This is a genomic window from Citrobacter sp. RHB21-C05, assembly GCF_013889015.1.
Lineage (GTDB): Bacteria > Pseudomonadota > Gammaproteobacteria > Enterobacterales > Enterobacteriaceae > Citrobacter_A > Citrobacter_A sedlakii.
Map to the genome: position 1 here is coordinate 170,170 of NZ_CP057611.1, position 15,890 is coordinate 186,059.

Genomic DNA, 15,890 nt, shown 5'->3' on the forward strand with positions numbered 1-15,890 from the left:
GCGTGGCGGTAGATTATGACGTGTGAAGTTGAAGAAAATTCCAGGGATCTCTCTGAAATTTGTAAGTAACATTGAACAGAGAAATACATCTACCCCTCTTCAGGAGCGCCATTTTGCCAACGCACAAACCGGTGTTAACCGCGGCCCACTGGGGGCCTGTCCTCGTGGAAACAGACGGAGAGACCGTCATTTCTTCCCGCGGCGCGCTGCCCACGGAGCATCCCAATTCGCTGCAAAGCGCAGTTCGCGATCAGGTGCACAGCAAAACCCGGGTGCGTTATCCCATGGTGCGTAAAGGTTTTCTTGCCTCGCCGGAAAGGCCACAGGGCGTGCGGGGACAGGATGAATTTGTGAGGGTGAGCTGGGACGACGCCCTGGCGCTTATCCATAAGCAGCACAAACGTATTCGCGATACCTATGGCCCGTCCTCTATTTTTGCCGGTTCCTACGGCTGGCGCTCCAACGGCGTGCTACACAAAGCCGCCACGCTGTTGCAGCGTTATATGGCGTTGGCAGGGGGATACACCGGGCATCTGGGGGATTATTCCACCGGCGCGGCGCAGGCCATCATGCCGTATGTGGTAGGCGGCAGCGAGGTTTATCAGCAGCAGACCAGTTGGCCCGTTGTGCTGGAACACAGCGATGTGGTTGTACTCTGGAGCGCCAATCCCCTGAATACGCTAAAAAATGCCTGGAACGCTTCGGATGAAAAGGGAATCGCTTACTTTGATGCGCTGCGGCGCAGCGGCAAACGGGTGATCTGTATTGATCCTATGCGATCGGAAACCGTCGATTTTTTTGGCGATAACATGGAATGGATCGCGCCGCACATGGGCACTGACGTGGCGCTAATGCTCGGTATTGCCCACACGCTGGTGGAAAATGGCTGGCATGATCAGGCATTTCTGGCGCGCTACACCACGGGCTACTCACTATTTGCTGAGTACCTCACTGGACAGCGCGACGACATAGCCAAAAACGCTGAGTGGGCGGCCGACATTTGCGGCATTCCGGCAGAAAAAATCCGCGAACTGGCGGCGATTTTTCACAATAATACCACTATGCTGATGGCCGGTTGGGGAATGCAGCGCCAGCAGTTCGGCGAGCAAAAGCACTGGATGATTGTCACTCTTGCGGCAATGCTTGGGCAAATCGGTACCCCGGGCGGCGGTTTTGGTCTCTCTTATCACTTCGCCAACGGTGGAAATCCGACGCGCCGCTCCGCCGTGCTGGCCTCAATGCAGGGGAGCTTGCCTGGCGGCACTGATGCGGTGGATAAAATCCCGGTTGCGCGCATTGTCGACGCGCTGGAAAACCCCGGCGCGTCTTATCAGCATAACGGCATGGATCGTCACTTTCCGGATATCCGTTTCGTCTGGTGGGCGGGTGGCGCCAACTTTACCCATCATCAGGACACCAACCGACTGATTCGTGCCTGGCAGAAGCCGGAGCTGGTGGTGATTTCCGAATGCTTCTGGACCGCGGCCGCTAAACACGCCGACATTGTACTGCCCGCCACCACCTCCTTTGAGCGCAACGATCTCACCATGACTGGCGATTACAGCAACCAACATCTGGTGCCGATGAAACAAGTTGTGCCGCCGCAGTATGAGGCGCGCAATGATTTTGACGTGTTTGCCGAACTGAGCGAGCGCTGGGAGCGCGGCGGCGGACAACGTTTTACCGAAGGGAAAAGCGAACGGGAATGGCTGGAGACATTCTACAACATCGCTGCCCAGCGTGGGGCCAGCCAGCAGGTAACATTGCCGCCGTTTGCGACTTTCTGGGAAGCCAACCAGCTGATAGAAATGCCGGAAAACCCGGACAACGCGCGGTTTGTGCGTTTTGCTGATTTCCGTCGTGACCCGGCTGCGCATCCGTTAAAAACCGACAGCGGCAAAATCGAAATCTATTCCCGGCGCATTGCCGGTTATGGCTATGCGGATTGTCCCGGGCACCCGATGTGGCTGACGCCAGACGAGTGGCACGGCAATGCGCAGAAAGGCCAGCTTCAGGTGCTGTCGGCGCATCCGGCCCATCGTCTGCACAGCCAGCTTAATTACAGCGAACTGCGTGAACGCTATGCGGTGGCAGATCGTGAACCGGTTACAATTCATCCCGACGACGCGCTGGCGCGCGGCATCCGTGACGGCGATACGGTGCGGGTGTGGAATCATCGCGGGCAGATTCTCGCAGGGGCCGTGGTGAGCGCGGGCATTAAGCCGGGCGTGATCTGCATTCACGAAGGAGCATGGCCGGATCTGGATCCTGCCGCCGGAGGCATCTGCAAAAACGGCGCGGTGAACGTGCTGACCAAAGATTTGCCCAGTTCCCGACTGGGCAATGGCTGCGCGGCGAACACCGCGCTGGCGTGGCTGGAAAAATATTGCGGCCCCGCGCTGACGCTTACGGCGTTTGATCCGCCTGCCAGCTCATAATCCAGGTGGGATGCTGGGTATCCTCCTGCCATGCGCTGTCTTCAATACGAAAGCCCATCGCATGGTAGAAGTTCACCGCGTTCTGGTTTTTTTGATATACCTCAAGACTCAGCTGCGTAAAGCGCTGTTGCACATACCGCACCAGCGCTTTGCCGATCCCACTGCGCAGTGCGTCAGGCGTGACAAACAGCGCGCCTAAAAAACGATCTTCCAGAACGCTAACGAACCCTTTCAGAACGTCGTTATCCTCCCACACCCAGGTTCTGGCGGCGGGCAGATACACGTCGCGCACGATCGTTTCGCTCTCGCGCCAGTAGTGTTCAGGAATAAACGGATGGGCAAAGATCGTGCTTTCCAGCCACAGCGCCAGAATCGCCGTCCTGTCGGCGCTACGGGATTCGCGAATCATATTTTTCACCCGGGTGGCAAAAACAGCCGGTGATATGGTCATTGACCAGTCCGCACGCCTGCATAAAGGAATAGCAAATGGTCGTACCGACGAACTTGAAGCCCCGTTTTTTCAACGCTTTTGACAGCGCGTCGGAGGCGGGCGTAGAGGTTGGGATCTCGCTCAGCGTGGCGGCCTGCGTCACTTGTGGTTGATGGTCGACAAATGACCAGACGAACTGCGCAAATGGTTCGCCGTTTTGCTCCATCGCAAGCCAGGCGCGGGCATTGCCAATGATGGCCTGAATTTTTCCGCGATGACGGATGATGCCCGGGTCGAGCAGCAGCCGTTCGACATCCTCTTCCTGCATCGCCGCCACGCGAACGGGATCGAACTGGTGGAAATTGGCGCGATAGTTCTCGCGTTTTTTCAGCACCGTAATCCACGACAGGCCGGCCTGCTGGCCTTCAAGGCAGATCATTTCAAACAGTTTTTTACCGTCGGTTTCGGGGACGCCCCATTCTTTGTCATGGTAGGCAATATAAAGCGGGTCCTGGCTGACCCAGCCGCATCGTTCCATACTTTCCCTCGCTCTCTGAATTGCCTTAAAAATTTCATTCTGCGCGCCTTGACGCGTCTGCGAAAAAGACAATATTTAATACAGGGCTTTTAGCCTGTCATCCTTCTCACAATGACAATAATATCGCCGATTTCGGCTCTCCTCTGGAGTCGCATTGATGATGACAAAAAAAGACGGTGGTCGCCGGGAAATCGTTCTGCTGGCGAGCGTGGTGGCCTGTTCGCTATACATCAATACCGCCAGTGCATGGCAACAAGAATATATCGCCGAAGCGCCATCCGGACATACGACTGAACGCTATACCTGGGACAGCGATCACCAACCGCGTTATGACGACATCCTGGCGGAACGGATCAAATCCTCGCAAAACGTGCCGGGCTTGAGCGTTAACTTTGCGGATGCGTCGCCCCATGAGGCGACCAGTGGCATGAGCATGGGCTGGAATTTCCCGGTTTCAGAGACGGTGATGACCGGGCCGGTCGCCGCGCTCCATTACGACGGTACTACTACATCGATATATAACGAATTTGGCGACAGCGTGATGAATTTATCCGCCGATCCGTTATGGCATGCCAGTGTGAGTACGCTGGGCTGGCGGGTGAATTCGCAATTTGGCGAGATCAGACCCTGGGCGCAGGTCAGCTATAACCAGCAATATGGCGATAGCATCTGGAAAGCGCAGTCCGGGCTAAGCCGCATGGCGGCTACCTCACAAGACAACAGCTGGCTGGACGTGACCGTGGGGGCGGATATGCTGCTTAATCCGCACATGGCCGCTTACGCAGCGCTCACTCAGGCGGAAAATACGCCCAACACCACCGATTACCTCTATACGATGGGGGTCAGCGCCAGATTTTAACCTTGAATTTACAACTACACCTTAGCCATAACATGGCATGCAATGATAGTGAGCACTAACTTACAATATAAAAATCAGCTTGCTGAATATATGTCTCGTCATTCATTCCAGATTCCAGGCATTTCATTCCGTTCTGACGGCACTTCATGCCGTTTTTTCCCCGCATAAAATGCATTTCGTTATGGTTGTCAGCAGTGAATTTCCCCTTTTGTTTATGCAGGAATACTGCCATGAAAACTTCAACGTATCAGCGCACCCGTTGGTTGACCCTTATCGGCACCATTATTACGCAGTTTGCCCTGGGTTCTGTTTACACCTGGAGCCTGTTTAACGGCGTACTGTCCGAAAAACTGGATGAACCCGTCAGCCAGGTCGCCTTCTCTTTTGGCCTGCTAAGCCTGGGGCTGGCGATCTCATCTTCCGTTGCCGGAAAGTTACAGGAACGATTTGGCGTTAAACGGGTGACGATGGCGTCAGGCATTTTGCTTGGGCTGGGCTTCTTCCTGACCGCACATTCTTCGAATCTGATGATGCTGTGGCTGAGCGCTGGGGTGCTGGTAGGACTGGCGGATGGCGCAGGTTACCTGTTAACCCTGTCCAACTGTGTGAAGTGGTTCCCGGAGCGCAAGGGGCTGATCTCCGCTTTCGCCATTGGCTCCTATGGTCTGGGCAGCCTGGGTTTTAAATTCATCGACAGTCAACTGCTGGCGACCGTCGGTCTGGAAAAAACCTTCGTAATTTGGGGCGCGATTGTGCTGGTAATGATTGTCTTTGGCGCCACGCTGATGAAAGATGCGCCGAACCAGGAAGTCAAAACCAGGAATGGCGTTGTGGAAAATGATTACACGCTGGCGCAATCGATGCGTAAACCGCAGTACTGGATGCTGGCGGTCATGTTCCTGACGGCGTGTATGAGCGGTTTGTACGTGATCGGCGTGGCGAAAGATATTGCGCAGGGCCTGGCGCATATGGACGTCGCGTCTGCGGCCAATGCGGTGACGGTTATTTCTATCGCAAACCTGTCTGGTCGTCTGGTGCTGGGGATCCTGTCGGACAAAATTGCCCGCATTCGCGTTATTACGATTGGCCAGGTGGTGTCGCTGGTGGGGATGGCCGCTCTGCTGTTTGCGCCGCTGAACGCGATAACCTTCTTTGCCGCTATTGCCTGCGTCGCCTTTAACTTTGGCGGCACCATCACTGTCTTCCCGTCGCTGGTGAGCGAATTCTTCGGCCTGAATAATCTGGCGAAAAACTATGGCGTGATTTACCTCGGCTTTGGCATCGGCAGCATCTGCGGTTCGATCATCGCCTCGCTGTTCGGTGGCTTCTACGTCACCTTCTGCGTGATTTTCGCCCTGCTGATTCTCTCGCTGGCGCTGTCTACCACCATTCGCCAACCAAAACGCGATGTGATGAATATGGCGCATGCCTGAATAAAATAAACAATGACAGGACCAGCCGCGTGGCTGGTCTTTTTGTTATTAGCAGTCGCGTGAAAAATCCGTTTTCAAACTTGAATATTTGTAAAAATCTGCTTCGATCACATTATCTGCTGCCACTTTTTCCCTTCCTTGTGGTCTACTTAGCCGCGCGTGTAGATCTTTCCTGTCTGACTACCTTCGCAATTTGTCCTGCCCGGCTGGGTTAGCCGAAGCGCAGGCTGTGTTTACCCCTCGATTTCCAGGGCTTGCTTGCATGAAATACATTACGTCGATGACGCAGCAAAAGCTGAGCATTTTGCTTGCCGTCTATATCGGTCTGTTTATGAATGGCGCGGTTTATTTCCGTCGGTTTGACGGTTATGCGCAGGATTTTACCGTATGGAATGGAATCGCCGCGGTTGTTGAATTGGCTGGCACGGTGCTGGCTACTTTCTTCTTTTTACGTCTCTTTTCCCTGTTAGGCCGTACGGCCTGGCGCGTTCTGGCTTCGCTACTGGTGCTGATCTCCGCTGGCGCAAGCTATTACATGACCTTTATGAATGTCATGATTGGTTACGGTATTGTGGCTTCAGTCATGACCACCGATATCGACCTGTCAAAAGAGGTTGTTGGCTGGACGTTTATTCTTTGGGTGGCTGGCGTAAGCCTCATCCCGCTGGTGTTGATCTGGTTTAACCGCTCGACGGACACCTTTTTGCGTCAGCTTTGTACGCCAAAAGTACGCTGGCGCAGCGCGCTCACCGTTCTGATGGCGGCTTTTCTGGTGTGGGCGCCGATTCGCCTGCTGGAGCTGCACCAGAAGCGCGCCGATCGCATCGCTGGCGTCGACATGCCAAGCTACGGCGGGGTGCTGGCGAACTCGTATCTGCCAACAAACTGGCTGTCCGCACTGGGCCTGTACGCCTGGGCGCAGGTTGATGAATCGTCAGATAACAAATCGCTTATCAATCCGGCGAAAAAATTCACGTATACGCCAACCCAGAATCTTGATGACACCTACGTGATTTTCATCATTGGCGAAACCACGCGTTGGGATCACATGGGCATGCTGGGCTATGAACGTGATACCACGCCGAAGCTTGCGAAAGAGAAGAATCTGGCAATGTACCGCGGCTACTCCTGCGATACCGCCACCAAGCTGTCGCTGCGCTGCATGTTCGTGCGTCAGGGCGGGGCGGAGGATAATCCACAGCGCACGCTGAAAGAGCAAAACGTATTTGCAGTGCTTAAACAGTTAGGTTTTAGCGCCGATCTGTACGCGATGCAGAGCGAGATGTGGTTCTACAGTAACACGATGGCCGACAACATCGCCTATCGCGAGCAGATCGCTGCGGAGCCGCGCAACCGGGGCAAAGCGGTGGATGATATGCTGCTGGTGAACGAAGTTTCGCGGTCCCTGGAGAATAACCCGCAGGGCAAACATCTGATTGTGTTGCATACCAAAGGTTCCCACTATAACTACACTCAGCGCTACCCGCGCGAGTTCGCCCAGTGGAAGCCGGAATGTTATGCCATCGACCGTAAGTGTCCGAAGGACCTGATGATTAACTCTTACGATAACTCCATAACCTATGTGGACCACTTTATCGATAGGGTGATTGATCAGGTGCGCGATAAGAAAGCGATTGTGTTCTACGCGGCGGATCACGGCGAATCGATTAACGAGCGCGAGCATTTGCACGGCACGCCGCGTAAGCTGGCGCCGCCGGAGCAGTTCCGCGTACCGATGATGGTCTGGATGTCGGACAAATATCTCGAGAATCCGGCCAACGCGCAGGCATTCGCGCATCTGAAGAAAGAGGCGGAAATGAAGGTGCCGCGTCGTCACGTTGAGCTGTACGACACGATTATGGGTTGTCTCGGATACACCTCGCCCAACGGCGGGATTAACGAGTATAACAACTGGTGCCATGTCCCTGACGGGAAGAAAGTTGCCGCACAATAAGCGGCCTGACGACTTTCTCGCCGATTAAATGGCATTTTGCGACTAAGGGATTGACGGGGGCGCGCCTGAGCAGTAAGATGCGCCCCGCATTCGGTGATTGGCGCAGCCTGGTAGCGCACTTCGTTCGGGACGAAGGGGTCGGAGGTTCGAATCCTCTATCACCGACCAAATTTAAAGCCCTGCTCAACGAGCAGGGCTTTTTGCATTTGAAGCCAATGAGGATGAGAACCTCCGGGGGAAGAGGTTCGACCCGAGCGAAGCGAGAGAACGTTGCGTCAGCAACGGCCCGCAGGGCGAGCCACGCAGTGGCGAGTCATCCTCTATCACCGACCAAATTTAAAACCCTGCTCAACGAGCAGGGTTTTTTGCATTTGAAGCCAGTGAGGATGAGAACCTCCGGGGGGAAGAGGTTCGACCCGAGCGATCACCGACCCAATTCGAAACTCTGCCATCTTCATTTTTGCTACAAAAATTGCGCCTTACTTCTCACTATTCGTTAACGATTTTGTGACATATTCCATTGTCTTTTTTTATCTTTGCATCAATCTTTTTTTGCGTTACTTATGGCTGACCCCAGCATTTTCCGCTGTGCGTTTTAACGTTCATGGCATTAATCGCTCAGATATACAGCATTTCGTCAGAAATTTTTCATAATCTGCACAAAACTTAATCACCAAATGTTGCGAAATATTAAGATTTATATTCTGGTATTACGCGCGTAGCATAAATTTCTCTGCTGAAAATACCCCTCTGGAGTTTTTTTAATCTTTGTTTGTCAATTCTCACCGTTGTCGTAAAACGCGGTTAGCTGTATTGACGTTTTCACATTCTGTTGACAGATTGTAGGGCATGAGGGGCATTTCATGGAGAATCCGCGCTGCAACTCAGTCGTTTAAGTGAATGGAATCCCACCTCATCACGCCGACCCGGCCGGTCAAAAATAAAAAAGGCCAGGCGGCGCTAACCCACTGCAAAGGGTAAAACAACAACATCACATTTGGAGCAGAAGAATGAGTATTTCCTTGAAGAAGTCAGGGATGCTGAAGCTTGGTCTGAGCCTGGTGGCTATGACCGTCGCAGCAAGCGTACAGGCTAAAACCCTGGTCTATTGTTCAGAAGGTTCTCCTGAAGGGTTCAACCCGCAACTCTTTACCTCTGGCACAACCTATGATGCCAGTTCAGTACCAATCTATAACCGTCTGGTGGAATTTAAAACCGGCACCACCGAAGTAATCCCAGGCCTTGCGGAAAAATGGGAAATCAGTGAAGACGGGAAAACCTACACCTTCCACCTCCGTTCTGGCGTGAAGTGGCAATCCGGCAAAGAATTCAAACCGACGCGCGACATGAACGCCGACGACGTGGTCTTCTCCTTCGATCGTCAGAAAAACGCGCAAAACCCGTACCATAAAGTGTCCGGCGGCAGCTATGAATATTTCGAAGGGATGGGCCTGCCCGATCTGATCAGCGAAGTGAAAAAAGTGGACGATATGACCGTCCAGTTTGTGCTGACGCGTCCGGAAGCGCCGTTCCTCGCCGACCTCGCGATGGACTTTGCCTCTATTCTTTCTAAAGAATATGCGGACAACATGCTGAAAGCCGGTACGCCGGAAAAAGTGGATCTGAACCCTATCGGCACCGGTCCGTTCCAGTTGCAGCAGTACCAGAAAGACTCCCGTATCCTCTATAAAGCCTTTGACGGCTATTGGGGCACCAAGCCGCAAATTGACCGCCTGGTCTTCTCCATCACGCCTGACGCCTCTGTGCGCTATGCCAAACTGCAGAAGAACGAATGCCAGGTGATGCCGTATCCGAACCCGGCAGACATCGCGCGCATGAAGCAGGATAAAAACATCAACCTGATGGAGCAGGCGGGTCTGAACGTGGGTTACCTCTCGTTCAACACCGAGAAGAAACCGTTTGATGACGTCAAAGTGCGTCAGGCGCTGACCTACGCGGTGAACAAAGAAGCGATCATCAAAGCCGTTTACCAGGGCGCGGGCGTTGCGGCCAAGAACTTGATCCCGCCAACCATGTGGGGTTATAACGACGATATCAAAGACTACACCTACGATCCTGAGAAAGCGAAAGCGTTGCTGAAAGAAGCAGGGCAGGACAAAGGTTTCACCGTCGAACTGTGGGCAATGCCGGTACAGCGTCCTTACAACCCGAACGCGCGCCGTATGGCGGAGATGATTCAGGCGGACTGGGCGAAGATCGGCGTGCAGGCCAAAATTGTCACCTACGAGTGGGGTGAGTACCTGAAACGCGCCAAAGCGGGTGAGCATCAGGCGGTCATGATGGGCTGGACCGGCGATAACGGGGATCCGGACAACTTCTTCGCGACGCTGTTCAGCTGCGCGGCGGCGAAAGACGGTTCCAACTACTCTCGCTGGTGCTACAAGCCGTTTGAAGATCTGATTCAGCCGGCGCGCGCCACCGATGATCACAACAAGCGTATTGAACTGTACAAACAAGCTCAGGTGGTAATGAACGAGCAGGCACCGGCCCTGATCATCGCTCACTCCACCGTATATGAGCCGGTGCGTAAAGAAGTCAAAGGCTATGTGGTGGATCCGTTAGGCAAACACCACTTCGATAACGTCTCTGTCGAATAATTAAACGCTATCGTCAGGTAAGCGCTACGCCCCCGAAGATCGGGCAGGCGTAGCGCCACCCGGCAGCAGTGCTTTATTCCTTCTCTGTAAGCGGGAAGGGATAAGATTTGTGAGCAATACAGACTCACGGTTCCACGCCGTGCGTCCTGAGAGAGAATCCGGGTTATGTTGCAGTTCATTCTCCGACGTTTGGGACTCGTCATCCCTACGTTTATCGGTATCACCCTTCTCACCTTCGCGTTTGTCCATATGATCCCCGGCGATCCGGTGATGATCATGGCGGGTGAGCGTGGTATCTCCCCTGAGCGTCATGCTCAACTGTTGGCTGAACTCGGTCTCGATAAACCGATGTGGCAGCAGTACCTCCATTATATCTGGGGAGTCATGCAGGGTGATTTAGGCATCTCGCTGAAAAGCCGTTTGCCGGTGTGGGACGAGTTCGTGCCGCGCTTTAAAGCGACGCTGGAACTTGGCGTCTGCGCCATGATTTTCGCCACCGCGGTGGGCATTCCGGTCGGCGTGCTGGCCGCCGTCAAGCGCGGGTCCATTTTCGATCACACCGCTGTTGGCCTGGCGCTGACCGGTTATTCCATGCCGATCTTCTGGTGGGGGATGATGCTGATCATGCTGGTCTCGGTACACTGGAACCTGACGCCGGTTTCCGGGCGTGTCAGCGACATGGTGTTTCTTGACGATACCAATCCGCTGACCGGTTTTATGCTGATCGACACCGCCATCTGGGGCGAAGAGGGCAATTTTATTGATGCGGTTGCGCACATGATTCTGCCCGCAATGGTCCTCGGCACGATTCCGCTGGCGGTCATCGTGCGTATGACCCGCTCGTCGATGCTGGAAGTGCTGGGTGAAGACTACATTCGTACCGCCCGCGCCAAAGGGCTGACCCGCATGCGGGTCATTATTATTCACGCGCTGCGCAACGCCATGCTGCCGGTGGTCACCGTGATTGGCCTGCAGGTGGGCACGCTGCTGGCGGGCGCCATTCTGACCGAAACCATCTTCTCGTGGCCTGGCCTCGGACGCTGGTTGATTGATGCGCTGCAACGACGCGATTACCCGGTGGTACAGGGCGGGGTGCTGCTGGTGGCGACGATGATTATCCTCGTCAACCTGCTGGTTGACCTGCTGTACGGCGTGGTGAACCCGCGTATTCGTCATAAGAAGTAAGGGGCCATCATGTCACAGGTTACTGAAAATAAAGTTATTGCCGCACCGGTGCCGATGACCCCGCTACAGGAGTTCTGGCACTATTTCAAACGCAACAAAGGCGCGGTTGTTGGCCTGGCGTATGTCGTCATCATGATCCTGATTGCGGTATTCGCCAACGTCCTTGCGCCCTATAACCCGGCGGAACAGTTTCGCGATGCGCTGCTCGCGCCGCCGGCCTGGCAGGAAGGCGGGAGTCTGGCGCACCTGCTGGGTACCGACGATGTGGGTCGCGACGTGCTGTCGCGACTGATGTATGGCGCGCGCCTGTCGTTGCTGGTCGGCTGCCTGGTGGTGGTGCTGTCGCTGGTGATGGGCATCGTGCTTGGGCTGATTGCCGGTTACTTTGGCGGCATTGTTGATAACGTCATTATGCGCGTGGTCGACATCATGCTGGCGCTGCCGAGCCTGCTGCTGGCGCTGGTGCTGGTAGCGGTCTTTGGGCCGTCAATCGGTAACGCCGCGCTGGCGCTGACCTTTGTCGCCCTGCCGCACTATGTCCGGCTTACCCGCGCGGCGGTGCTGGTGGAGGTGAACCGCGACTACGTGACGGCTTCCCGCGTGGCGGGCGCTGGCGCGATGCGTCAGATGTTCATCAATATCTTCCCGAACTGCCTCGCGCCGCTGATCGTTCAGGCGTCGCTCGGTTTCTCTAACGCCATTCTCGATATGGCCGCACTCGGCTTCCTCGGCATGGGTGCGCAACCGCCAACGCCGGAGTGGGGCACCATGCTCTCCGACGTGTTGCAGTTTGCGCAAAGCGCCTGGTGGGTCGTGACCTTTCCGGGTCTGGCGATCCTGCTGACGGTGCTGGCATTTAACCTGATGGGTGACGGTCTGCGTGATGCGCTCGATCCCAAGCTGAAGCAGTAAGAGGTTCGAGATGGCGTTATTAAATGTAGATAAATTATCGGTGCACTTCGGCGACGAAGGCAGCGAATTCCGCGCCGTAGACCGGATTAGTTACAGCGTGAATCAGGGCGAAGTGGTCGGTATCGTTGGCGAATCAGGTTCCGGTAAGTCCGTCAGTTCACTGGCGATAATGGGGCTGATTGACTATCCCGGGCGGGTAAACGCCGAAAACCTGGTGTTTAACGATCAGGATCTGAAACGCATCTCTGAGAAAGAGCGGCGCAATCTGGTGGGCGCCGAAGTGGCGATGATTTTCCAGGACCCGATGACCAGCCTGAACCCCTGCTACACCGTCGGTTTCCAGATCATGGAAGCCATCAAGGTACATCAGGGCGGCAACAAGAAAACCCGCCGTCAGCGGGCCATCGACCTGCTGACCCAGGTGGGGATACCGGACCCGGCGTCGCGTCTGGACGTGTATCCGCATCAGCTTTCCGGCGGGATGAGCCAGCGCGTGATGATCGCGATGGCCATTGCCTGTCGGCCAAAACTGCTGATTGCCGACGAACCGACGACGGCGCTGGACGTGACTATCCAGGCGCAAATCATCGAGCTGCTGTTGGAACTGCAACAGAAAGAGAACATGGCGCTGGTGCTGATTACGCACGATCTGGCGCTGGTGGCGGAAGCGGCGCATAAAATCATCGTGATGTACGCCGGTCAGGTCGTGGAAACGGGCGATGCGCACGATATCTTCCGCGCGCCGCGTCATCCGTACACCCAGGCGCTGCTTCGCGCGCTGCCGGAGTTCGCTCAGGACAAAGCGCGGCTGGCGTCTTTGCCGGGTGTGGTGCCAGGGAAATACGACCGTCCCACGGGCTGTCTGCTCAATCCGCGCTGCCCCTATGCCACCGATCGCTGCCGCGCAGAAGAACCTGCGCTGAACCAACTGGACGGCGGACGTCAGTCAAAATGCCACTACCCACTCGATGATGCCGGGAGGCCCACACTATGAGTACGCACGAGGCCACCTTGCAACAGCCGCTGTTGCGGGCCATCGACCTGAAAAAACATTATCCAGTGAAGAAAGGGATCTTTTCTCCTGAACGGCTGGTGAAAGCGCTGGACGGCGTGTCGTTCACCCTTGAGCGCGGTAAAACGCTGGCGGTGGTGGGCGAGTCCGGCTGCGGGAAATCGACGCTCGGTCGTCTGCTGACGATGATCGAAACGCCGACCGGCGGCGAGCTGTACTATCAGGGGCAGGATCTGCTCAAGCACGACCCGCAGGCGCAGAAGCTGCGTCGGCAGAAAATCCAGATTGTGTTCCAGAACCCGTATGGTTCACTGAACCCGCGTAAGAAAGTGGGGCAGATTCTGGAGGAGCCGCTGCTTATCAATACGTCGCTCAGCAAAGCGCAGCGTCGCGAAAAAGCGCTGGCAATGATGGCGAAAGTGGGGCTAAAAACCGAACACTACGATCGCTATCCGCATATGTTTTCCGGCGGCCAGCGTCAGCGTATCGCCATTGCCCGTGGTCTGATGCTGGACCCGGACGTGGTGATTGCCGACGAGCCGGTCTCTGCGCTTGACGTTTCTGTCCGCGCGCAAGTGCTGAACCTGATGATGGATTTGCAGCAGGATCTGGGGCTGTCCTACGTCTTTATCTCCCACGACCTGTCGGTGGTTGAGCACATTGCCGATGAAGTGATGGTGATGTATCTGGGCCGTTGCGTCGAGAAAGGGACGAAGGAGCAAATTTTCAACAACCCGCGCCATCCGTATACGCAGGCGCTGCTCTCCGCCACGCCGCGTCTGAATCCGGACGAGCGTCGCGAACGTATCAAACTGACCGGCGAGTTGCCCAGCCCGCTGAATCCACCGCCCGGCTGCGCGTTCAATGCGCGCTGCCGCCGTCGCTTCGGCCCGTGCACCCAGTTGCAGCCGCAGTTGAAGGAGTACAACGGTCAACTGGTCGCCTGTTTTGCTGTCGATCAGGACGAGAATGGGCAGAAGCCGGTGACATAACCTTCCCGCAAGGCCGGATGGCGCTTGCGCTTGATCCGGCCTTTTCTCTGCTACTCAATCAATTTCAGCAGCGGCGACAGGCACAGCAGTACGCCGTACAGCAGTATCAGCCAGGTTTTCAGGCCACGCAGTTTTTCCAGTTGCGCGACCTTGTATATCAGGAAGCAAGGGATCAGGCAGGAGACAATGCCGTATAGCGGGCTGCCGAGCTGGAAGAACACCAGCACCGACACGCGAAATGAGACCCAAATCACCAGCGTCGTCACGATAAACGCACAGATCCCAAGCGTGATCATGCGCGAAGGAATGCGCTCCACGTTGACGATACGACCCAGCAGATTCAGCACAATCCCTTTCATTGCCTCGTGGAAGCCGAGATAAATACCAAAAAACGCGGTCAGGACGGCGAAGATATTCAGTACCGTCGAGGTGATATGGATCACCGGACCGGGAATAACCTGAGCCGCCAGCGCCAGGGCGGAGATGTTTTGCTCGAATGCCGACACCGCTTCTTCGTGGCTGATGGAAAAGGTAAACGAGAAAGAGAAAAACAGAATCACCGCAATCAGCGTGATATAGCTGATGCGGTGGGTGCGAATTGCCATCCGGGTTGCCAGCACCCTGTCGGCCTCGCGCTTGCGATAGGCGATGTTCATCGGATTCAGCACCTGAATAAACACCGCCGAAAAGAAGCAGAACGGAATAGTAAGCAAGACGTCGCGAAAAAACACCGATGCCTGGGGAAAGGCGGTGATATTGGCGAAATTCCAGTGTGGAATCATCGCCAGGCCAAATACCACGATGATCCCCACTTTTACCACCACCATCGGCCCGGAGATTTTGAACAGCAGTTTCTCGCCGCCCGAGGCGATAGCGACCAGCGCTGCGAAGATGGCCGCTTTAAAAAGCAGCGACTGGGAGAGATCGGTCTGGGTCAGGCCAAAGGTACGCAGATAAGACGCGCTGTCGAATACCACGGAAAGCGAATAAATAAAGATGCCGTGGATAATCATCAAAAAATAGATCACACCGAGAAAAACGCCCCAGTTTTTGCCGAGATAATGGCTAATGACGTCGGTGTAGTCATGGCAGGTTTCGCTTTGCGAAAGCGTTTTGAGATACACGTCCTGTACGATCCAGGTCGCCGGATAAGCGATAAGCGACGCGGTGATAAATACCCAAATCCCTTTAAGTCCAATCTGCACCGGCATCAGCACCGTACCCGCGCCAATCGCCATACCAATGCACAGCAATACCCAACCAAAGTCGTAGCGGGTAAAAGGAAGTCTGCGCGAAACCTGTTCGCCTGAGCCGTTAAGATGAGAAAGTGATGTGTCGTGCTGCATGAAGTCCCCTGCCAGAAATAGCCTTCACGGCGTCATGGCCGCAAGGGGACGCAATTCTACAGAAGCGCAGGAGACACTGCCAGCCGATTGAGGATTTGCGAGACGCCACGCAGAGTAAAACACGGGCGGATGTGTAGGCAAACCGCTTGCCGTAGAATCCGCAGCAAGCCGGG

General features: G+C 55.3%; 12 protein-coding genes, 1 tRNA gene and 1 other RNA gene. 11 read left to right on the forward strand and 3 right to left on the reverse strand.

Annotation, left to right across the window (positions count from 1 at the left end; translation table 11 throughout):
* Positions 1–113 precede the first annotated feature (113 nt).
* A complete protein-coding gene (locus tag HVX72_RS00790; RefSeq protein ID WP_233459249.1) occupies positions 114–2,438 on the forward strand; it encodes a molybdopterin guanine dinucleotide-containing S/N-oxide reductase in 2,325 nt (774 codons plus the stop codon).
* Here the strand turns inward: HVX72_RS00790 and HVX72_RS00795 are convergent.
* Both HVX72_RS00795 and tag read right to left on the reverse strand, forming a co-directional pair.
* A complete protein-coding gene (locus tag HVX72_RS00795; RefSeq protein ID WP_060570228.1) occupies positions 2,407–2,847 on the reverse strand; it encodes an N-acetyltransferase in 441 nt (146 codons plus the stop codon). The two genes, HVX72_RS00790 and HVX72_RS00795, sit on opposite strands and share 32 nt — an antisense overlap.
* The gene (gene tag / locus HVX72_RS00800; protein ID WP_042286797.1) at positions 2,828–3,406 is read right to left on the reverse strand and encodes a DNA-3-methyladenine glycosylase I; all 579 of its coding nucleotides are present in this window, start codon (positions 3,404–3,406) and stop codon (positions 2,828–2,830) included. The genes HVX72_RS00795 and tag overlap by 20 nt, the downstream gene beginning before the upstream one ends.
* 157 nt (positions 3,407–3,563) lie before the next feature.
* Here tag and HVX72_RS00805 point away from each other — a divergent pair, with 157 nt between their 5' ends.
* From HVX72_RS00805 to dppF, 10 genes are all read left to right on the forward strand, one after another.
* Positions 3,564–4,265 (forward strand): autotransporter domain-containing protein, encoded by a 702-nt coding sequence (locus HVX72_RS00805; protein ID WP_042286794.1) that lies wholly within the window; start codon positions 3,564–3,566, stop codon positions 4,263–4,265.
* A gap of 230 nt (positions 4,266–4,495) precedes the next feature.
* A complete protein-coding gene (locus tag HVX72_RS00810; RefSeq protein ID WP_181822357.1) occupies positions 4,496–5,698 on the forward strand; it encodes an MFS transporter in 1,203 nt (400 codons plus the stop codon).
* 262 nt (positions 5,699–5,960) lie between these two features.
* Positions 5,961–7,652: a kdo(2)-lipid A phosphoethanolamine 7''-transferase gene (gene eptB / locus HVX72_RS00815; protein WP_060570226.1), complete on the forward strand. Its 1,692-nt coding sequence runs from the start codon at positions 5,961–5,963 to the stop codon at positions 7,650–7,652.
* Positions 7,653–7,743: 91 nt separating this feature from the next.
* A tRNA-Pro gene (locus tag HVX72_RS00820) sits at positions 7,744–7,820 on the forward strand.
* Between the two features lie 32 nt (positions 7,821–7,852).
* Positions 7,853–7,985: non-coding RNA, RtT sRNA (locus HVX72_RS00825), on the forward strand.
* Positions 7,986–8,662: 677 nt separating this feature from the next.
* Positions 8,663–10,270: a dipeptide ABC transporter periplasmic-binding protein DppA gene (gene dppA, locus HVX72_RS00830; protein ID WP_042286785.1), complete on the forward strand. Its 1,608-nt coding sequence runs from the start codon at positions 8,663–8,665 to the stop codon at positions 10,268–10,270.
* Positions 10,271–10,435: 165 nt separating this feature from the next.
* Positions 10,436–11,455: a dipeptide ABC transporter permease DppB gene (dppB, locus tag HVX72_RS00835; protein ID WP_042286783.1), complete on the forward strand. Its 1,020-nt coding sequence runs from the start codon at positions 10,436–10,438 to the stop codon at positions 11,453–11,455.
* 9 nt (positions 11,456–11,464) lie between these two features.
* A complete protein-coding gene (gene dppC / locus HVX72_RS00840) occupies positions 11,465–12,367 on the forward strand; it encodes a dipeptide ABC transporter permease DppC (protein WP_042286779.1) in 903 nt (300 codons plus the stop codon).
* A gap of 10 nt (positions 12,368–12,377) precedes the next feature.
* Positions 12,378–13,361 carry a dipeptide ABC transporter ATP-binding protein gene (gene dppD / locus HVX72_RS00845; RefSeq protein WP_042286777.1) on the forward strand — a complete coding sequence of 328 codons (984 nt, stop codon included), beginning with the start codon at positions 12,378–12,380 and terminating at the stop codon, positions 13,359–13,361.
* On the forward strand, positions 13,358–14,371 hold the full coding sequence (gene dppF / locus HVX72_RS00850; RefSeq protein ID WP_042286774.1) for a dipeptide ABC transporter ATP-binding subunit DppF: 1,014 nt from the start codon (positions 13,358–13,360) through the stop codon (positions 14,369–14,371). The genes dppD and dppF overlap by 4 nt, the downstream gene beginning before the upstream one ends.
* A gap of 50 nt (positions 14,372–14,421) precedes the next feature.
* Here dppF and HVX72_RS00855 read toward each other — a convergent pair whose 3' ends face one another.
* Complete coding sequence (locus HVX72_RS00855; protein WP_042286772.1) at positions 14,422–15,717, reverse strand: amino acid permease; 1,296 nt, start codon at positions 15,715–15,717, stop codon at positions 14,422–14,424.
* Positions 15,718–15,890 lie beyond the last annotated feature (173 nt).

Excerpts from the sequence above, each read along its gene's own strand:
- dppF (WP_042286774.1), top strand. The coding sequence starts at position 13,358 with ATGAGTACGCACGAGGCCACCTTGCAACAGCCGCTGTTGCGGGCCATC.
- HVX72_RS00795 (WP_060570228.1), bottom strand. The coding sequence starts at position 2,847 with ATGATTCGCGAATCCCGTAGCGCCGACAGGACGGCGATTCTGGCGCTG.
- HVX72_RS00810 (WP_181822357.1), top strand. The coding sequence starts at position 4,496 with ATGAAAACTTCAACGTATCAGCGCACCCGTTGGTTGACCCTTATCGGC.
- dppB (WP_042286783.1), top strand. The coding sequence starts at position 10,436 with ATGTTGCAGTTCATTCTCCGACGTTTGGGACTCGTCATCCCTACGTTT.
- eptB (WP_060570226.1), top strand. The coding sequence starts at position 5,961 with ATGAAATACATTACGTCGATGACGCAGCAAAAGCTGAGCATTTTGCTT.
- dppC (WP_042286779.1), top strand. The coding sequence starts at position 11,465 with ATGTCACAGGTTACTGAAAATAAAGTTATTGCCGCACCGGTGCCGATG.
- HVX72_RS00805 (WP_042286794.1), top strand. The coding sequence starts at position 3,564 with ATGATGACAAAAAAAGACGGTGGTCGCCGGGAAATCGTTCTGCTGGCG.
- dppD (WP_042286777.1), top strand. The coding sequence starts at position 12,378 with ATGGCGTTATTAAATGTAGATAAATTATCGGTGCACTTCGGCGACGAA.
- dppA (WP_042286785.1), top strand. The coding sequence starts at position 8,663 with ATGAGTATTTCCTTGAAGAAGTCAGGGATGCTGAAGCTTGGTCTGAGC.
- HVX72_RS00855 (WP_042286772.1), bottom strand. The coding sequence starts at position 15,717 with ATGCAGCACGACACATCACTTTCTCATCTTAACGGCTCAGGCGAACAG.
- tag (WP_042286797.1), bottom strand. The coding sequence starts at position 3,406 with ATGGAACGATGCGGCTGGGTCAGCCAGGACCCGCTTTATATTGCCTAC.